Source organism: Streptomyces chromofuscus (assembly GCF_015160875.1).
Classification (GTDB): Bacteria; Actinomycetota; Actinomycetes; order Streptomycetales; family Streptomycetaceae; genus Streptomyces; species Streptomyces chromofuscus.
In genome coordinates this window covers 5446402-5461509 of sequence record NZ_CP063374.1, presented here as the reverse complement: position 1 = coordinate 5461509, position 15108 = coordinate 5446402, and the positions used below count along the sequence as shown (strand labels likewise).

The 15108-nt window shown below is 68.0% G+C and carries 19 protein-coding genes and 1 pseudogene; 1 reads left to right on the top strand and 19 read right to left on the bottom strand.

Annotated features, from left to right (window positions below):
* Positions 1–64: 64 nt before the first annotated feature.
* Positions 65–1201: a hypothetical protein gene (locus tag IPT68_RS24725; RefSeq protein WP_189696558.1), complete on the top strand. Its 1137-nt coding sequence runs from the start codon at positions 65–67 to the stop codon at positions 1199–1201.
* 401 nt (positions 1202–1602) lie between these two features.
* Here IPT68_RS24725 and IPT68_RS24720 read toward each other — a convergent pair whose 3' ends face one another.
* The 19 genes and pseudogenes from IPT68_RS24720 to IPT68_RS24635 form a co-directional block, all read right to left on the bottom strand.
* On the bottom strand, positions 1603–2490 hold the full coding sequence (locus IPT68_RS24720; RefSeq protein WP_189696557.1) for a DUF5655 domain-containing protein: 888 nt from the start codon (positions 2488–2490) through the stop codon (positions 1603–1605).
* Between the two features lie 476 nt (positions 2491–2966).
* A complete protein-coding gene (locus IPT68_RS24715; RefSeq protein ID WP_189696556.1) occupies positions 2967–3314 on the bottom strand; it encodes a hypothetical protein in 348 nt (115 codons plus the stop codon).
* 32 nt (positions 3315–3346) lie between these two features.
* Positions 3347–4720 carry a tyrosine-type recombinase/integrase gene (locus IPT68_RS24710; protein WP_189696555.1) on the bottom strand — a complete coding sequence of 458 codons (1374 nt, stop codon included), beginning with the start codon at positions 4718–4720 and terminating at the stop codon, positions 3347–3349.
* Entirely contained in the window at positions 4717–4887 is a 171-nt protein-coding gene (locus tag IPT68_RS24705; protein WP_189696691.1) for a helix-turn-helix transcriptional regulator, read from the bottom strand. Before IPT68_RS24705 ends, IPT68_RS24710 begins: the two co-directional genes overlap by 4 nt.
* On the bottom strand, positions 4887–6263 hold the full coding sequence (locus IPT68_RS24700) for a replication initiator (RefSeq protein WP_189696554.1): 1377 nt from the start codon (positions 6261–6263) through the stop codon (positions 4887–4889). Before IPT68_RS24700 ends, IPT68_RS24705 begins: the two co-directional genes overlap by 1 nt.
* A 101-nt stretch (positions 6264–6364) precedes the next feature.
* Positions 6365–6670, bottom strand: coding sequence for a SpdD-like protein (locus tag IPT68_RS24695; RefSeq protein ID WP_189696553.1), 306 nt, complete (start codon positions 6668–6670; stop codon positions 6365–6367).
* Between the two features lie 20 nt (positions 6671–6690).
* Complete coding sequence (locus IPT68_RS24690; protein ID WP_189696552.1) at positions 6691–6846, bottom strand: hypothetical protein; 156 nt, start codon at positions 6844–6846, stop codon at positions 6691–6693.
* 15 nt (positions 6847–6861) lie between these two features.
* Entirely contained in the window at positions 6862–7041 is a 180-nt protein-coding gene (locus tag IPT68_RS24685; RefSeq protein ID WP_073932476.1) for a mobile element transfer protein, read from the bottom strand.
* A 15-nt stretch (positions 7042–7056) separates the two neighbouring features.
* Complete coding sequence (locus IPT68_RS24680) at positions 7057–7767, bottom strand: DUF2637 domain-containing protein (protein ID WP_189696551.1); 711 nt, start codon at positions 7765–7767, stop codon at positions 7057–7059.
* A 24-nt stretch (positions 7768–7791) separates the two neighbouring features.
* Positions 7792–8004 (bottom strand): hypothetical protein, encoded by a 213-nt coding sequence (locus IPT68_RS24675; RefSeq protein ID WP_189696550.1) that lies wholly within the window; start codon positions 8002–8004, stop codon positions 7792–7794.
* An 83-nt stretch (positions 8005–8087) separates the two neighbouring features.
* Positions 8088–9452 carry an FtsK/SpoIIIE domain-containing protein gene (locus IPT68_RS24670; protein WP_189696549.1) on the bottom strand — a complete coding sequence of 455 codons (1365 nt, stop codon included), beginning with the start codon at positions 9450–9452 and terminating at the stop codon, positions 8088–8090.
* 5 nt (positions 9453–9457) lie between these two features.
* The gene (locus tag IPT68_RS24665; RefSeq protein WP_189696548.1) at positions 9458–9805 is read right to left on the bottom strand and encodes an SCO3933 family regulatory protein; all 348 of its coding nucleotides are present in this window, start codon (positions 9803–9805) and stop codon (positions 9458–9460) included.
* Positions 9806–9986: 181 nt separating this feature from the next.
* A complete protein-coding gene (locus IPT68_RS24660) occupies positions 9987–10808 on the bottom strand; it encodes a protein phosphatase 2C domain-containing protein (protein ID WP_189696547.1) in 822 nt (273 codons plus the stop codon).
* Positions 10805–11656 (bottom strand): sigma-70 family RNA polymerase sigma factor, encoded by an 852-nt coding sequence (locus IPT68_RS24655; RefSeq protein ID WP_189696546.1) that lies wholly within the window; start codon positions 11654–11656, stop codon positions 10805–10807. Before IPT68_RS24655 ends, IPT68_RS24660 begins: the two co-directional genes overlap by 4 nt.
* Before the next feature lie 172 nt (positions 11657–11828).
* Entirely contained in the window at positions 11829–12218 is a 390-nt protein-coding gene (locus tag IPT68_RS24650; protein ID WP_189696545.1) for an ATP-binding protein, read from the bottom strand.
* Between the two features lie 92 nt (positions 12219–12310).
* Complete coding sequence (locus IPT68_RS24645; RefSeq protein WP_189696544.1) at positions 12311–13162, bottom strand: helix-turn-helix domain-containing protein; 852 nt, start codon at positions 13160–13162, stop codon at positions 12311–12313.
* Between the two features lie 428 nt (positions 13163–13590).
* Positions 13591–14145, bottom strand: coding sequence for a RipA family octameric membrane protein (locus IPT68_RS24640; protein ID WP_189696543.1), 555 nt, complete (start codon positions 14143–14145; stop codon positions 13591–13593).
* Between the two features lie 36 nt (positions 14146–14181).
* Positions 14182–14394: pseudogene (locus IPT68_RS35225) on the bottom strand (DUF7701 domain-containing protein); the annotation flags it as partial.
* Between the two features lie 3 nt (positions 14395–14397).
* Complete coding sequence (locus tag IPT68_RS24635; protein ID WP_189696542.1) at positions 14398–14781, bottom strand: TIR domain-containing protein; 384 nt, start codon at positions 14779–14781, stop codon at positions 14398–14400.
* Positions 14782–15108: the final 327 nt, after the last annotated feature.

The following is a 15108-nucleotide window of genomic DNA, read 5'->3' as shown; positions in this document are numbered from 1 at the left end:
AGTACCACCCAACGTGTCCGACCGCTCCTGAAATCCAGCAGGTAGCCGTAGAGGAGCCCTGTAAGTGACGTACTACAGCTACGACACCAAGCGCCGTGCCCTGACTGCTTCTTGGGGGACGGGCGCGGGGAACACCGCCTTCACGGTCTCGGTGGTGGCTGCGTCCGCTGAGCCCGATCAGATGCTCCGACTCACTCAGGCTCTCGGGTATCTCTCGGAGGCCGCCTGGCGCACGTACACGCATCCCGCCTCGGCTAGCCCGAGCCTGGAGGCCAACAGCGAAGGCTGGCGCCGACAACGTGAGCGCGATTCATTCGCCGAAGCGCTCCAGGCGGTGCGGGAACCACACCTTCCCAACGACGGCGGCCTGATCGTCTCCTACAGCCCCATCGTCGAATCCGGGCACCGGATCGGACGCGCACTCCACGCCCTCGGGGACGCTCAGCTCACCACAGTCGTCGCCGACGAAGCGGAGGCCGAACTCGCCGCAGTCGCCCAAGCCGAACTCGGCGACCTCACAGGGCGGGCCCGGCAGGCAGTGCTGCTGACCCGCCAGGACGCCTCCCCTGTTCAAGTCGCCGCCGCGGATGCGCTGCTGCACACCAACCCGTTCGGTCCCCCGGAGCTGTTCACCGACCTCGACCCAACGGCCGCCGCCGTCGCCACCGCGCACTGGCTCCAGGCCGCCGCCCACGTTGCAGGAGAAGCCTCCGGCCTCCATCCCACCAACGTCGTCGTGGAGGCCGACAACATCGAAGCCCTCCCGCACGAGACCCCCACGCTCGTCCTGGAACTCGTAGATGCCGGCGCATCGCCCCGCGAGGCCGTGATTGGTCTCATCCGCGACGCCATGGAGGTCGCCGAGGGGCGCGTGCCTGACTTGGCCCGCCTTCTGGAGCAGATCCAAAAGGTTGAGGACCTCGTACGCCAACACGCCGACGCCGACCAGGCACTGGCGGCCGAACTCCGCCGCTTCCGCATCACGCCGCTCGACCCTCAGCGGCCCGCCCGCGACCTTCTCGAGGACCTGCTGTCCGGCATCCACGCCTGCTGGCTCATCTTCGAGGAGCACGCCGAGCTGCCGGACAGCGAGGAGGAATGGGATGAGGCTGACGACGACGCCTGGCAGGCCGAGCAGCAAGACGCCTTCGTCGACCTTGTGCGTGCGGCGGCCACTGCCGAACACGACCGCCTCCTGTGAGCACGATCGGCGGCCTCACCGCACAAGCCCTCCCGGCACCAGTCTGGTCACAAGGCAGAGCCCGTCGGGCCCCGTGGTGACGCTGACCAGTGCCTACACCGCTCCCGCGCAACCCCTCCGGCCCTGCCCACCATCAGCCTGCTGGTGATCAGAAGCCATCCGTCCGCAAGGGACTGTCCCTGATCGAACCGTGTTTCTTATCGTGATCGCGCTGAAACCGAGGTGCCGCTGGCGAAGGAGGGCGGAATATAGCCGCGGATGCCCGGTTGGCCAAACCGGGCATCCTCCGCATCATTGATGGTCCACCGCCACTACCTGCCCGTACGTCGGAAGGCATCACCACCACAACATCCACAGCCGCGCAGTCCCGCACTCGTCCACGTCACAGAGGCACGAGACGGCTACCCCGCCGCATAGCTCGCGCGGAAGAGGTCCACGGCCCGCTCCACATCCCACTCGGAGCGCAACTGCACCTCCAGGTCGCCCGTGCCATGGTGGCCGAGCCCCGTCACGTCCCGGGTGAAGCCGGGCACGAGGTCGACTTTCCTCGGATCGGCCTTGAGGTAGACGAGGAGCTTGGTCTTCTGCGGCGGGCAGACGCAGGCGAAGTTCCGCAGCCGCTGATACGCGCGGTACTGCTTGCGCTGCACCCAGCTGACGCCGTCACCGAGGTCGATCAACACCTCATCGACCGCCTCCGCCAGCTCCGCCAGCTCCCCACCGTGCCCGCGGACAGGCGGCAGCACGGCCGCGCGCCGGCGAACCCGCTCGGCGGCCGGCGGCCGCCCACTGACAGAAGCCACGGTCTCAAGACCAAGGAGGTCCTTGCCGAAGAATCGGTAGCGAACCAGGTCGATGCTCCGTCGGTGCTCGCGTACGGCGTGCACGTCGTATCGGGTGAAGTCGCCGGCGACGCAGATCAGCCTGGGCGCACTCCACAGCACCTGGGCCGCGGTCGTGGCCCCGAGCCGGTCGCGGACCAGATGCTGGAACTCGGCCCGGTGGTCCATCAGCCACGCCATGTAGTAGAGGCCCTGATGGATCACGCCGGCGTCGGTGCCGCGTTTGTACTCCACGACCACCGGCGCCCCGTTCTCGTCGAGGCCCAGCGAGTCGATCCGGCCGCCGTGGACCGGGCCGGTACTGTACTCGCTCGCCAGGAACCGGACCCCGAGCAGCTTCTCCATGTTGCCCTCAACGATGCTCTGCACATCGGCTTCGGCATCGGCAAGACGCGGCATGACCTCCGTCACGCCGCCATTAGTGTTGTAGAGCTTCAGGTCCGGCACCGCCCCTCCCGTACAGCCAGTGTGGCCGACACTCAACAGGAGGAGCTGTCGAATTTATTTCCGGGCACTCCGCAGCCTGGCCCCGGGGATCCCCGGGACACTACAATTGAGGCAAGCAGGTCAGACTAGGACATTTCCAGATCGCGGGACATGCGCGGGACGACGGGGCTAACGCCTCGTCAGTTAGCCCGCTGACCTGCGGAAACGTCTGGGAACTGTCCGGCCTCCGGAGCCGTGTGCGCAGGTTCGAATCCTGCCGGGGGCACCCTGCATGAGGTGCCCAAAGACCCCGTCACCAGCGGAAACGCTGAGAGCGGGGTCTTCGCGTATGTGCAGCCGTATGCCGCCCGGAGCGGCCGTATGTCGGGGCTTGTGGACTATTCGTGGACAGGATCTTGGGGCGTTTCCCCAGGTCAACCCCGGCAAACGCGAAGGCTCCCGGACGCGTCCGGGAGCCTTGAACGAGGTCTGTCGAGTCAAGCTCGGATCTCGCGGACCAGAGTGCCGTCTCCGTCGTAGAGCTCCAGGGAGTAGGTCAGCCCGAAACGGTGGAGGAGGCCGGCGAGGTCATCGAGCCGCCGCGGGTCGACGACTCCGTTCAGCAGGACGTCCGGCCCGTCGACGGGGTCGAGCTCCACTTCGCACCAACGGGTTCCCACCTCGTAGCCGTTCCAGGAGGACGCCCTCGACCTCCAGCCGGCCTGGACGAAGCGCTCGGCGACGGGTGAGGCGTCTCGGCAACCGTGCAGGATGCCATTCACGTTGTTGTTGCCCACCTCGGCCCACTCAGGATTGAGCGCTTCGCCTTCCTCGGACAAGTCCACCCTTGGAGTATGAGGGTCCGTTGGTCCCGTGATCACTCGTACTCCCGCAGCAACTCCTCGATCTTGCGGTTGACGATCTCCTGCCGTCCGTCGATGCACTTGGCGTAGCGGCTCAGCAGGACCTCCACGCTGTTGCCCGCACGTTCGGCGACTTCCGTCGGGTCCACCCCGGAGTTGAGCCAGGTCGACAGTGCCGAGTGCCGGAGGTCGTACGGGCGAGCCGCGAGCGGAGAGGCGACCGCGGCCGGCGGAAGCGCCAGCGCACGGGCCTCCTGCCAGACGCGGTAGTAGGTCGAGGAGCCGACCACTCCCCCACGTTCGTTGGTGAACAGTCGCCCATCCTCGGCCGTACCGAACGTGTCGAGGTGCTGGCGGAGGATGGCGACGAGCTGGGGCGGGATCGGTACGAGCCGGACCTCTTCCGCCGGTCGGTTCTTCAGGCCCCGGTCGTCATGGGTCTCGCCGGAGTCCGTCCACTGCTTCCCGACGCTGGGTCGCGTCCGATTCAGCAGCACCGTCCCCCAGCCGACCTCGGGCAGCTTCAGGTCCGCATCGTTGAGGCCGACCGCCTCAGCCGGGCGCAAGGCGCCGTAGTACATGCAGGCGAACAGGCCGACGAGTCGACGGCCACGTGCCCGGCCGTACCCACCGACGTACGAGACCGCAGTCAGCAGGGAACGAGCCTGCGCGGGATTGGCGACCACCCGGGGATCGACTTCCCCGGCCACCTTTGGCTTCTTCCAGCGGATGCCCGTGATCGGGTTCTCCTTGAACTCCCCGAGGTCCACTGCATAGTGCAACGCGTTGACGAGTGTCCGACGTTTGCGCCGGACGGTCTCCGCGGCTGCCGCCGTCCCGTCGAGCTTCAGCTTGAGCGAATCCAGGACGGCCCTGCCGATCGCAGCATCACCGAGGTCCGAGAGCGGACGCGATGCCTTGGCCACCCAGTGCAAGGTGTTCGCGATATCGGTCGGCAATTGGCGCTCATCCGGTCCGGGAAGGACGAAAGCCCAGTTGCGAAGCGCCTTCCTGATCAGTTCCTCGGACGGCTGCCCCGGACGCTCGTCGAGGAGGGCCATCGTCACGGCGGTCAGGGCCTCATTGATCCCGTTGCGCGTGTTCGGCGCCGCATGCGGCCACTTCATGGCGAGGTACTTCAAGGCGAAGGCATACCAGGTCATCGAGGCCGCCTTTTCGACCATCGAGTCGGGCAACCCTGTCTCTGTGTCGAACTCTTCACCGGCATGGGCGGCGCGGAGCAACTTGGAACGGTAGTGATCCGCAAGCCCCTTGGTGCGGAACTGTTCGGAGAACACGTTCCCGGCAACGGTCCACCGGACGTCATAGGACGACTTCTTGGTGTTCCTCTTCCGAACACCCCACACCTTTACGTCGAGAGACTTCACGCCGCCGCCTCCAACTGCCGCAGCCAGGCGGTGAAGTCACTCCGCCACACCCGGAGCTCCCCGTTGGGCAGCTTGAACGCAGCGGGGCCCTGCCCCAGCTCTCGCCACCGGTAGAAAGTACGGCGGGACACACCCCCCAGCTCTTCGAGGATCTGCGGGACGGTCATCAATTCGTCACGTCGGTGGTCCACGCCGGTTCTCCTTCCGTCTCGTCGTCTGTCAGGGCTGCGGGTGAAGGGATGCCGTGAGCGATGAGGTGTTCTGCAGCGGTCAGTCCGGTGCCGGCGAAACGCCAGTGCGAGAGGACGAGCACGGTGTCCGGGTCGGGCAGCGGGTGACCGGCCTCGGCCGCGTGTTCGCGAGCCAGGGCTTCGTTGTGGTCGGCGCGTTCCTGGCGGAGGGCGCCGAGAGTGACGGAGTAGGCGCGGGACTTGGTGGAGAAGTGGCCGCGGAAGCCGAGCATGTGGGCCCACTTGCGCAGGCGCAGGTCTTCGAGTTCGGGCAGGGCTCCGAGGTGCCAACAGGTGAGGATCATGCGCCGGGCGTGGTCAGTGACGCCGGAGCCGATCAGGTCCGTGATCGGGTTGCGGATGGGGCGGTCCAGGGTGCCCGCGGTCTCGGCGCCCTTGGTGGCGTACTTGGCGATGTAGGCGGCCACGGCGCGGCTGGACAGTTCCGAGGTGCCCGCGAAGTCGGCCGAGCGGATGGGGCGGATGTCGAGCTGTTCGCCGAAGCGGAAGGCATACGCGTGGCCGTCGAGGACCGGGCCGGGTGTCTCGGCCGTCCGGGCCGCCGAGCGGATCGCGTCGGTGAGCAGTTCGGTGGTGGCCCAGGCCGGCGGGGCGTCCTCGGCGCCGACCGGGCCGTCGAGGCGGATGACGGCGTGGAAGTGGACGGCGCCGCGCCGCTGGTACTCGGCGACCTTGGCGTAGGAGACCTTGAGGCAGTGGCGCAGCGCCGAGCGGCTGATGCCCGCACGGGAGGCGAGGTGCTGGCGCAGGTAGGTGGTGAAGCGGCCCCACAGTGCCCCGGCGTGTGCGTTCCACAGGACGGCCGCGCGGTAGTCGTAGCGGTCCGGGTCCAGGGGCGTGCCGAGGGCAGGGTCGTCGTCCGGGTGGAGGCGTCCGCAGCGGCACCGGCCGCCGCCGGGGCGGTTGTGGACGGGACCGAAGGACGGGGCGGTGAAGGTGACGAAGACACGCGGGTGTTGGGCGACGGCCGGGCCGATGCCCTTTCCGCCGCTCAGCCCGGCGGTGACGAGGTGGAAGGTGTCTTTGCGGTAGATCTCGGCGCAGGAAGCGCACCGGGTGGCACGACGGTTGTTGCAGCGGATGAGGAGCTGTCCGCCTGGGAGGTGACGGTCGGCGATCTCGCGGACGATCTCCCCGGTGGCGGCGTGGACGTCGAGCCGGTGGCCCTCCATCCGGACGGGCCGCTCGCAGCCGCCGAGGTGCTGAATCTGGCGGGCGTAGGCGCTGAGGTCGCCGTGCCGGGCGAGTGCTGCCAGCTGGCGGATGGCTGCGGTCGGAGCCGCAGGGTGCATCTGCGGGTTCCTCCTTGAAGAGAGCAGACGTGCGGTGTGTCCGCCCGGCCTGTCGAGGGGGCTAGACAGCATGGGCAGGCCGGGCGGACGGATCGATGAGGTCAGCGGCGGGTGAGGACGGAGCGGATGACAACGACGCACACGGCCACGGACGTGGCGGTGAGGGCGACGGCGAGGAGCATGGAGACCAGGACGGCGCCGACGACCAGGACCACGGCAGTGCCGCCACCGACGAGGGCGAGCGCGGTGCCAGGCGTGAGCCAGACGGCCGGGCTGGCCGGAACCGGGGTGACGGGGGCCGCCGGCGGAGCCGGAGTGCCCGGCGTGATGGTCGGCGGTTCGACGATGGCAGGCGGGGCGGCCGGGCCGGTGGACTGCGGCATGGTCGGGACCTTCGGTCGGAACATGAGCACTCTCCTTTCGCGGGTCACTTGAGGACGGGGTCGATGACGGGGGCGAGCAGGCTGTCGGCGAGGAGGTAGCCGCCGACGAGCAGGACGGCGATGAGCCACCAGGGCGGGCGGATGAGCTTGACGCCGAGGACGCCGACGACGAGCAGGGCGAGCCAGAGCGGAATGTCCACTTCGGTGGTCTCCTGTCAGGCCGAGCAGCGGTGGGTACGGGCGGCCAGTTCGGCAGCGGCGCGACTGTCGTACTCGGCGGAGAAGTCGCAGCGGGGCGCGGTGCAGGCGGCCAGGTGGCGGTTCCGGCCGCGGTCGACGTACGAGGCGACGTTGACGGGGCCGATGCGACGGACGTTGCGGAAACGCGGGTTCACGGTGTTGCTCCTCTCTCAGAGGTGTGCGGCGATGGATGCGGTCATGGACGGGGGCAGGCCGAGCCGGGCGCGCACGGTGTCCGGGTCGGCGGGGCGGCCGGTGGCCGAGCGGTGCTCATCGGCCAGCGCCCGGACGCGGTCGACGAGGGCGGGCGGCAGGGCGACGGCGGAAGCAGGCGCGGGGGCCGGAGTCGCGACCTGGTCGGCAGCGGGCTCCGGGGCCGGGCCGGGGTCGGTGGAGCGCGCCGGCAGCGCCTCACGTTCGGGCCGGTCGACGGCGGACGGAACGGCGTGCGGCTCCGCAGGGGTGTCCGCTGCCGAGGGGACCGGGGCTGTCGCTGTTTCCGGGGTGTGCGGGGCGTGGGCCAGCAGCGTGCCGCCGAAGAAGGCGATGGCGGGCCAGCCGGCGACCGTCACGCGGAGCCAGGCCGGTACGTCGTCCAGGTCGAGGAGCCCGGCCGTGGCGACGTTGGCGCCGAGGGATGCGGCCAGGGCCACCAGGAACCACAGCCGCGGACCACCGGCCGCTTGTCCAGCCCGCTGCTGCTGACGCATCCGGCGCCAGGCGGCGACCAAGAGCAGGTCGACGCTTACGGGGTAGGCCCACGCCTTCCAGCCGTCCTGTCCGGCCGCCGCGGCGAGGTCGTGCAGGTGGGAGAAGGACAGGGCACCGGCGATGACGGCCTGAACGATCACGGCGTCCACGCGGGCCAGGTGGGCACGCATCGGCTCGGTCTCCTTCGGGGGTGATCAGTCGGTGGACTTGAGCGAGTCGGCGCGCTCGCGGGCGAGGCGGGCCACCTCGGCGGCCCCAGTGCCGCCGGGCGTGTGGTCGGCGATGCGCTCCAGCAGGTCCGCCTTGCGGTCCATGAGCGCGGCGTACTCGGCAGAGGTGCGGTTCTGCCGGAGCGCGGCCAGGTCGGCGATGAGCGCGCTGACCTCGGCGATGGAGGGACGTGACACAGGGCTTCCTTCCGGTTTCGGGGATGGGAGGGGTAGGGACATGGCGCGAGGCGGTCACGCCGGCCGTGGGAGAGGGAGTCCGGTTACTCGGTGGCCGGGCGAGCGGTGGGCACCGCGGCGGGGAGCGAGGGCGGCCCGGCCGGTTCGGCGACGACGGGCCGGAAGGGGTCGAGGCGGGGCAAGTCTGGGACCAGGCCCGCAGTGTCGCGGCAGACGGCCGCCGCGTCGTCGAGGGTGAGGTGGGGCGAGCGAATGCGGGACCAGCCGCCGGAGGAGTCGCCGACGACCGCGACGCCGGGCCGTTCGGCCGGGATGGAGGTCGCGGCCAGCGCCGCTTCCGGTGCGATGTCGCCGAGCGCCATGTTGGCGGACGTCTCGTCGTTGACGCGGTGGCAGACCCGTCCGGTGAGCTGGGCGCGGAGCATGGTGGCGCCCTTGCCGAGTTCGGCGCCGAAGCGCTGCCCGCACACCTCCAGGTAGATGCCGGCCGCGCGGCCGAGCTGGGCGAGGCGGATGAGCTTGGTGACCATGGCGTCCCGTCGCTTCTCGTCGTCCTTGCTCGCGGCGAGGAAGAGTTCGGCGACCTCGTCGACGACGACCACGACCGGCACCGGCCGCGCCTTCTCCGGAAGGCCCCAGACGTCCGAGGTGAGCACGGCGTCCGGACCGGTCCCGCCCGTCATGCCGATCAGGCGGAACCGTGCCTCCATCTCCTCCACCAGGACGTCGAGGAGGTCATTCGCACGGTCCGACGTGTCGGCGAGTGCCGACAACCGGTGCGCGAATGGCGCCAGTTCGACGCCCCACTTGCAGTCGATGCCGACGAGCGCAACGGGTTGCCGGGCCAGCCCGCACAGCAGGTTGCGCAGGTATACGGATTTGCCGGACTGTGTGGCGCCGAGGATCAGTTCGTGCGGCACGGTGCGGAAGTTCCGGACGTGCCAGTGCCCGTCTTCGCGTAGCGCCAGCGGCAGGGACAGCGGTTCGGTGCGCAGCCACCGCCGAGGGGGCCGGACGTCGGCGAGAACGTCCCAGCCGACCAACCGCAGCTCCAGCCGCCCCGGCTTGGTGGGACGGACGTGCACGGCATGTGCGCCCCAGGCGTGCCGCAGCCGATCGGCCGAGGCGGTGAAGTCCTCGGGAGCCTGCCCCGCCGCCATGCGCAGCCGCATCACGAGCCCGGACCCGGTCGGTAGCGGCAGCAACCGGCGAGGCGGCACGGGAGCAGCCTGCCGCCCCACCATCCGGGCGGTGGCCCGGCGCATGGCCGAGGCGGGCACCGTCAGGCCGCAGGCGTCCATGGTGGCCCGGTACGTGGCGAGCACCCGCAGCGTCACGGCCGGATAGCCGACCAGCCACCAGAACAGGACCGGCAGCCGACGGCGCACCGCGACCAGCGCGGCCACTGCCAGCAGTGCCAGCACCAGAACCCACAGGGCATCGGTCATGATGCTCAGCCCTGCGCCGCAGCCGGAGTGCCGACCATGACGGCGTCCGCCCGGTAGGCGATACCGTGCCGGGTACGACCGCCGAACTCGCTCTCCCAGGGCCGGGCCACCAGCCCGGACAGGAAGACCGGCGCCCCCATGACCAGGCCCTCACCGATGCCCTTCTCGGGAACCGTCACCTTGATCATGTCCGAACCGCCCTCGGCGATGAACACCAACTCCAGGACCATGAGCCGGTCGTTGGTCACCGGGTCCACGGCCACCTCACCGGTCTGCCGGTCCCTCACCTTGACCTCGGGCAGCTTCGTGACCAGCAGAGTGGCGGACGAGGTATCCACGGGGATGACGCGCATTCTGTGAACCTCACTTGATCGGGCATCCGTCACGGACGCCGAGCCGTTGAATACCCCCCTAGACAGCACAGGGAGTAATCCGCCCTAACTGTCTAGGGGGGTTGACGGCTACCGTAAACCGACGCCCCATGAACTGTCTAGGGGGGTATACGAGCGTCGTGTCGGCGGAGTGACCGGCTCTCTACGAAAGCGCCCAGTGCAGGGCGGTGGCGTCATCGTGCGCCTTACCCCGCGGCCAGCGCCGACCGTCAGGGTCGCCGTCCTCCGCCTTACGGGTCTGGCGGATCAGTTCGTCCGGGCCGGCGGAGTCGAGGAGAGCCAAGGTCTCGTCCCACGAGGCAAGCCCGAAGCGGTCCACCAACCGTGTCGCGCCGTCGCTCAGCAGCGCCACCGAGGCCAGGGAGTCCAGCGGCACCGTGCCGGTCAGCGCATGCTCGGCCGCGAGCGGATCGGGACCGGCGATCCAGAAGCCACCCGGCCGGTTCCGGAGAGACGTCAGAGCGTCCTGGTACTCGGAGAGTGCGGCGGCATGTTCCGGCGAACCGGTGGGCAGCTCGTCGACCGGCCCGCGAAGCCGCGCCCCGACCTCGTTCAGGCGCCGGTCAGTGATGACGGAAGAGCTCCCATCCCGCTTCGCAAGAAGCAGTGAGGAGTCACCGAGTACGAGGTGTTCGAGCACTCCGTCACGGGCACGGACGGCAACGACCGTGCTGGTCGGACTGGCCCGGTACTCCAGGTCGCAGACGTCCTCGTGAAGCGAGCGGGTGATGCGGATGGAGTCGGCCAGACACTCGGCGAGCGACCAGGCCGGACGCGCGACGAGGGTACGCAGCAGCAGCGCCCCCAGCGTTCCGGAGAACCAGGCGACGCCGTGCACGCACCCGGTTTCCGCGCCCCCCACGCCGGCGCCGTCGAGGAGCACGGCGGCATCGGGGGCGGCAGCGGCGAAGTCCTCGTTCTCACTGTCCGGCGTGGACGGCGAGGTACCAAGGGTGAACCTCACTCCGCCGTCTCCTCGTCGTGACGGTAGAGCGGGCAGACCAGTTCGACGGACCGCGGTTCACTGGTCTCCGAGTCGTACTCGACCCCTACCAGCGTAGAAAACCGGCGATCTCCCACCTGCCCCCACAGGGAGTTGAGTTCGGAAGCGAGCAACTGGACGACGCCGAGCGATCCTTGCGTGTGGATACCGGCGATGGCCAGGAGCGAGCCCTTGCCGTCCGGGCGCGGCAGTCGGCCGAGATAGCCGATGTCGTACGGCCGGGCCGGATCGCTGTCCTGCCCCGACCGGTGCACGGTGCCGGTGAGCCGGTCCACGACCGTCCAGGGGCCGTCCTCCGCCTTCTCCCAGCGCAGTACAGGGTCTTGTGCGTAGGTGTTCCACATGTCCTGGGACATGCGCGGCCCGCAGACGACAACCAGGCCGTCACGGTTCAGGTCGATCTCCCCGCTCACCGGCACATGTTCGGAGGTGACGGTGAGACCGTACGACCGTGCCAGGTCCTCCAAACGCTTGCCGGAACTGACGTCGTCCACGGCGACGACCGTGCGCCCGCGTTCGTCGTCCCGCCGTAGCGGAGTCGCAACCGTGACGGCGCCCGACCCGAGGAACGCACCCTCGGGCGCCGGGCCAGTGTGGCGGATCTGGTGAATGCGCCCGCGGCTGAGGCCGGCCTTCGTCGCGATCTGCGCGTACGACAGTCCTTGTGCATGGAGGTCCTGCACCACACGGCGCCGCAGCCGAGCAAGTTCGGTGACCTCCTGCTGCGCGTCAGCCAATCGCGTCGTGACCTCACGCAAGAGCAGGTACGGATCATCGATCGCCATGATCCGTTGCAGCTCGTCCGACATGTGCTCACCTCCCTGCTTCACCCAAGAGTCTAGGCCCCTAGACGAAACAGGCGGGAGCGGCTGACCCGAGCGGACGCCAATCACATGGAGGCCGGACCGGCTCCGAGGCACCCCACGGGGAGTCACCCCCTCCTACCTGCGCGACGGCCGAGGAGGATCAGGCTGGAGGCGGTCACACCCCCTCCCGCACCAGGTCCGCCCACACCGAAGAACCTTGCGGCAGAGTCTTGGCACCCCAGTCCTTCGCGCAGGCCGCCACCAGCATCAGCCCGCGGCCGCTCTCTTCCAGGCTGGCGGCGTCCCGCATTGCCGGGGCACTGCCGCCGCCCTGGTCGATCACCTCGATACGTACGAAGTCCGAGCCGAAGCCGACAACCACGAGGAACCAACCGCCGGACTCGCCGCTCAGCGAGTGGCGTACGGCGTTCGCCGCCAGCTCCCCGACCACCAGGGCTCCCTCATCGATGCACCCCCACTCCTGGAGTAACGCAGCTACGAAGTGACGAGCTTCGGCGACTTGTTCAGGCAGCCCAGGGAAGGCACGGCACCACTTGGTGAGCACGACAACACTCCTCGTCTAGAGGGCTAGACAGCACGAGGAGCAGAGTATTCCCCCCTGCGACACCGATCCAGGCATACAGAGGAATTATTCCTCTACTGGGTGACGGTGGTCTCCAACCCACGGAACTCCGCCATCACCTGCATCAGCAGGTCTCGCACCTCACCACCGAAGACGGCCGCGCCCTCAAACCGGCTGAACATCTCCTCGTACCGAGCGAGGTCATCTGCCTCGGTGGAGACCCGCTCACTCGGGAACGCCTCCACCACGATGGACCGCCGATCGCAGAGCGTGAAGCCATGACGAGGCAGCACCGGCACCGGCCGACGCCACGGGATGACTCCGAGTCGCACCGTGTCCAGACTCTCGACGGCCAACAGTCGATCAAGCTGGGCAAGCATCAGCGACGGCGTCCCCGGCCACGTCCGCAGCACCGCTTCCGTCAACACGAACACCGACTCGCGCCCCGGTTCGTACAAGAGGCTCTGTCGCTCCACCCGAGCAGCAACAGCCCGGCCTACCGTCTCAGCGTCCGGGTCCGGTGACGTCAGGAAGACGTGCCGGGCGTACTCGGCACTCTGGAGCATGGCCGGCAGGACCACGCACTGAAAGGAGCGCACCAACCGAGCGCCGCGGACCACCTCATCTACGACGAACCCCGCGGAGACGTCCTCTTCGGAGTCGGAACCGGTCTCCACCACAGCCTCAACCGCGGCCAGCAGCTCGCGGACCTCACCGGCGGCCGTCCCATCGAGCCCGAGCGCCCGGGACAACCGGTCCAGCACATCGAGGCTCGGGACCATACGCCCGTTCTCCACCTTGGAAACTGTCGGTTGACCCACGCCAGCTCGCGCCGCGAGAGCAGCACCCGTCAGACCGGCATCCGCACGCAGAGCCCGAAGACGTGCCCCAAGCACCCTCATCCGCTCGCGCCGTTCACTCCCCATACCTGTGGTTCTACACCACTAGCCAACAGCCACCCTTCACAGGAGCAGCATCAACGACCAGCAGCATGAGCGTGATTCAAACTCTCTCTACTGGTTCAAGGCCCGCGCACGGCGCGGGCGCGCGCCGCCTCAGCGGCGCGGCCTGCCTCCTGTCTTCGCCCCGGCTGGCCGCGCCCGGCGGCGCGCTGGCGAGCTGCGGGCATGAAGATGGGAGACACCCTCTGCGGCTGGGGCGGTCGGCTCCACGGCTTTAGGCAGCCACTTTGGGGCGAGCCTCTAAGATCATGGCCCCAACGTCGTGCTTTAGCGGGCAGGTCCACAGACTGCCCGACGCGCCGAAAGCTTACGGGGCCATGATCACTCGCCCCAAAGCAGCTCCAGCCCAAAGCCGCTCCGCCGACCTATCGTTATAGCGCGGAAGCCGGATGCTAAATACGCCAGACACCGCAAGCGATAAGGGCGGATCCGATAGCGGCCAATCCGTAGAGAATCATCAGCAGATTTGGGGCCCAGATTTCGCGAGAGGTGAAGGAGCGGTAGACCTTCGGGTTCATCCCTCGCTCCAGCGCTTCCCATTCGGCGTAGAAGATGGCGGCCGGAAGAAATCTTTCGATGCGGTTGATGACGGCGAACTTACCCGTGTTGAGTTGCCCGAAAGAGGTGATGAGGCTTTTCCACGCATGCGCGAGGATGAAACCTGTTAGCGCGATCAGTAGGATGCCCAGTGCTTTGAGCTCCTCTTTCCCGCCCGCCTTGATGAAGAATCCGAGCCCAGTCAGGATTGCGCCGTTGACGGTGATGAAGAAAGTGTTTACTCCTTGCCTGCGGTTGACCAGGCTTTCGGAGCTTTGCACCATGATTTTATAGAGCTCGAACAGTCGCTCACTCTCTTCCGGGGTGTCGGGCGCACCATAGGGAAGGAGGGCGTTGCCCACGGGGTCCGCCGACGCGGATGCGCTGGCAACCTTCCTGATGGCTCGCACAAAAACAGCGTCCTGGCGTTGGACTGCAGGACTGAGCTGCCCGTATGGCTGAATGGAAGCGTGTGTCGGGTCTAGTCGAATCTGCCAGGCAGACCAGGCGTCATGCACGTCCGAAGCTGTGACGTCAGCGCCCTTCGTTAAAGCTAGGACTGCGTAGAGGTTGAACAAATCGTCAACGTTGCCGGACGGCAGCGCAGATGTGGGAATCTCGGCCCTAATGGCTCCGGCTACTTGCTCTAGGTAATTCACCCGTCACACCCAAGTGGACAGCCATGTAGCAATCTGAGAGAAGTTCCAGCGAATGACAGCTGATGACGGAATGCCATCCGGAACTCGATGCGTCTTGTCGGAGTTGATCTGGATCCCGAAGAGGTAATGATTCTGATTGATCGTCTCCCTGATCTCCCAATCCACCGCTTCTGATTGGTAAGTCGTGGGGCCAATCAGGACGATTGTTCCCTTAGTCTGGGCAATGCGAAGCTTGCACTGCGTCTTCCATGAGGAGTCGAAGGGGTTTTGGACTGAGTAGTCGACGAATTCGACTTCATTTCCCGGGTTTCGAGCGTGTTCTTTCAGAAAGTCCCGAGCCCAGCGATCTTCCATCTGGAAGCTGATAAATGCCCTGGGGCGTGCCATCCTCAACCTCTTTCTCGTAGCGAGAGCAGTCTAGCGCTCGGTCGTTCAACGAACCCCGGGGTTTGACGAATCACCAATCCCAGAGGTAGTCAGCCCGTCGCTCGCGGGCGCTGCTTTGGGTGCTGTGACGACTGGGTGGGACTCATCCGGCAGTCAGCGATGGCTCGGCCAGTAGAGGTGCTCCGCCGAGCTGGACCGCTGCGACAGGTGAGGGATCGCCGAGCCTTCTGGGCCGTCCCTGGGCCGTCGGAGGCTGACCAACGCTGACAGACGGCACCCGTAGGTGACCGCCCCCACCCCGCTCCGGCCTGGGCACCCGCAGTTGAT

Bases quoted from the DNA above. Each gene is read 5' to 3' on its own strand.
- IPT68_RS24705 (WP_189696691.1), bottom strand. From the start codon at position 4,887: ATGACCGTCCCGCAGATCCTCGAAGAGCTGGGGGGTGTGTCCCGCCGT.
- IPT68_RS24700 (WP_189696554.1), bottom strand. From the start codon at position 6,263: ATGCACCCTGCGGCTCCGACCGCAGCCATCCGCCAGCTGGCAGCACTC.
- IPT68_RS24695 (WP_189696553.1), bottom strand. From the start codon at position 6,670: ATGTTCCGACCGAAGGTCCCGACCATGCCGCAGTCCACCGGCCCGGCC.
- IPT68_RS24680 (WP_189696551.1), bottom strand. From the start codon at position 7,767: ATGCGTGCCCACCTGGCCCGCGTGGACGCCGTGATCGTTCAGGCCGTC.
- IPT68_RS24670 (WP_189696549.1), bottom strand. From the start codon at position 9,452: ATGACCGATGCCCTGTGGGTTCTGGTGCTGGCACTGCTGGCAGTGGCC.
- IPT68_RS24665 (WP_189696548.1), bottom strand. From the start codon at position 9,805: ATGCGCGTCATCCCCGTGGATACCTCGTCCGCCACTCTGCTGGTCACG.
- IPT68_RS24655 (WP_189696546.1), bottom strand. From the start codon at position 11,656: ATGTCGGACGAGCTGCAACGGATCATGGCGATCGATGATCCGTACCTG.
- IPT68_RS24645 (WP_189696544.1), bottom strand. From the start codon at position 13,162: ATGGGGAGTGAACGGCGCGAGCGGATGAGGGTGCTTGGGGCACGTCTT.
- IPT68_RS24635 (WP_189696542.1), bottom strand. From the start codon at position 14,781: ATGGCACGCCCCAGGGCATTTATCAGCTTCCAGATGGAAGATCGCTGG.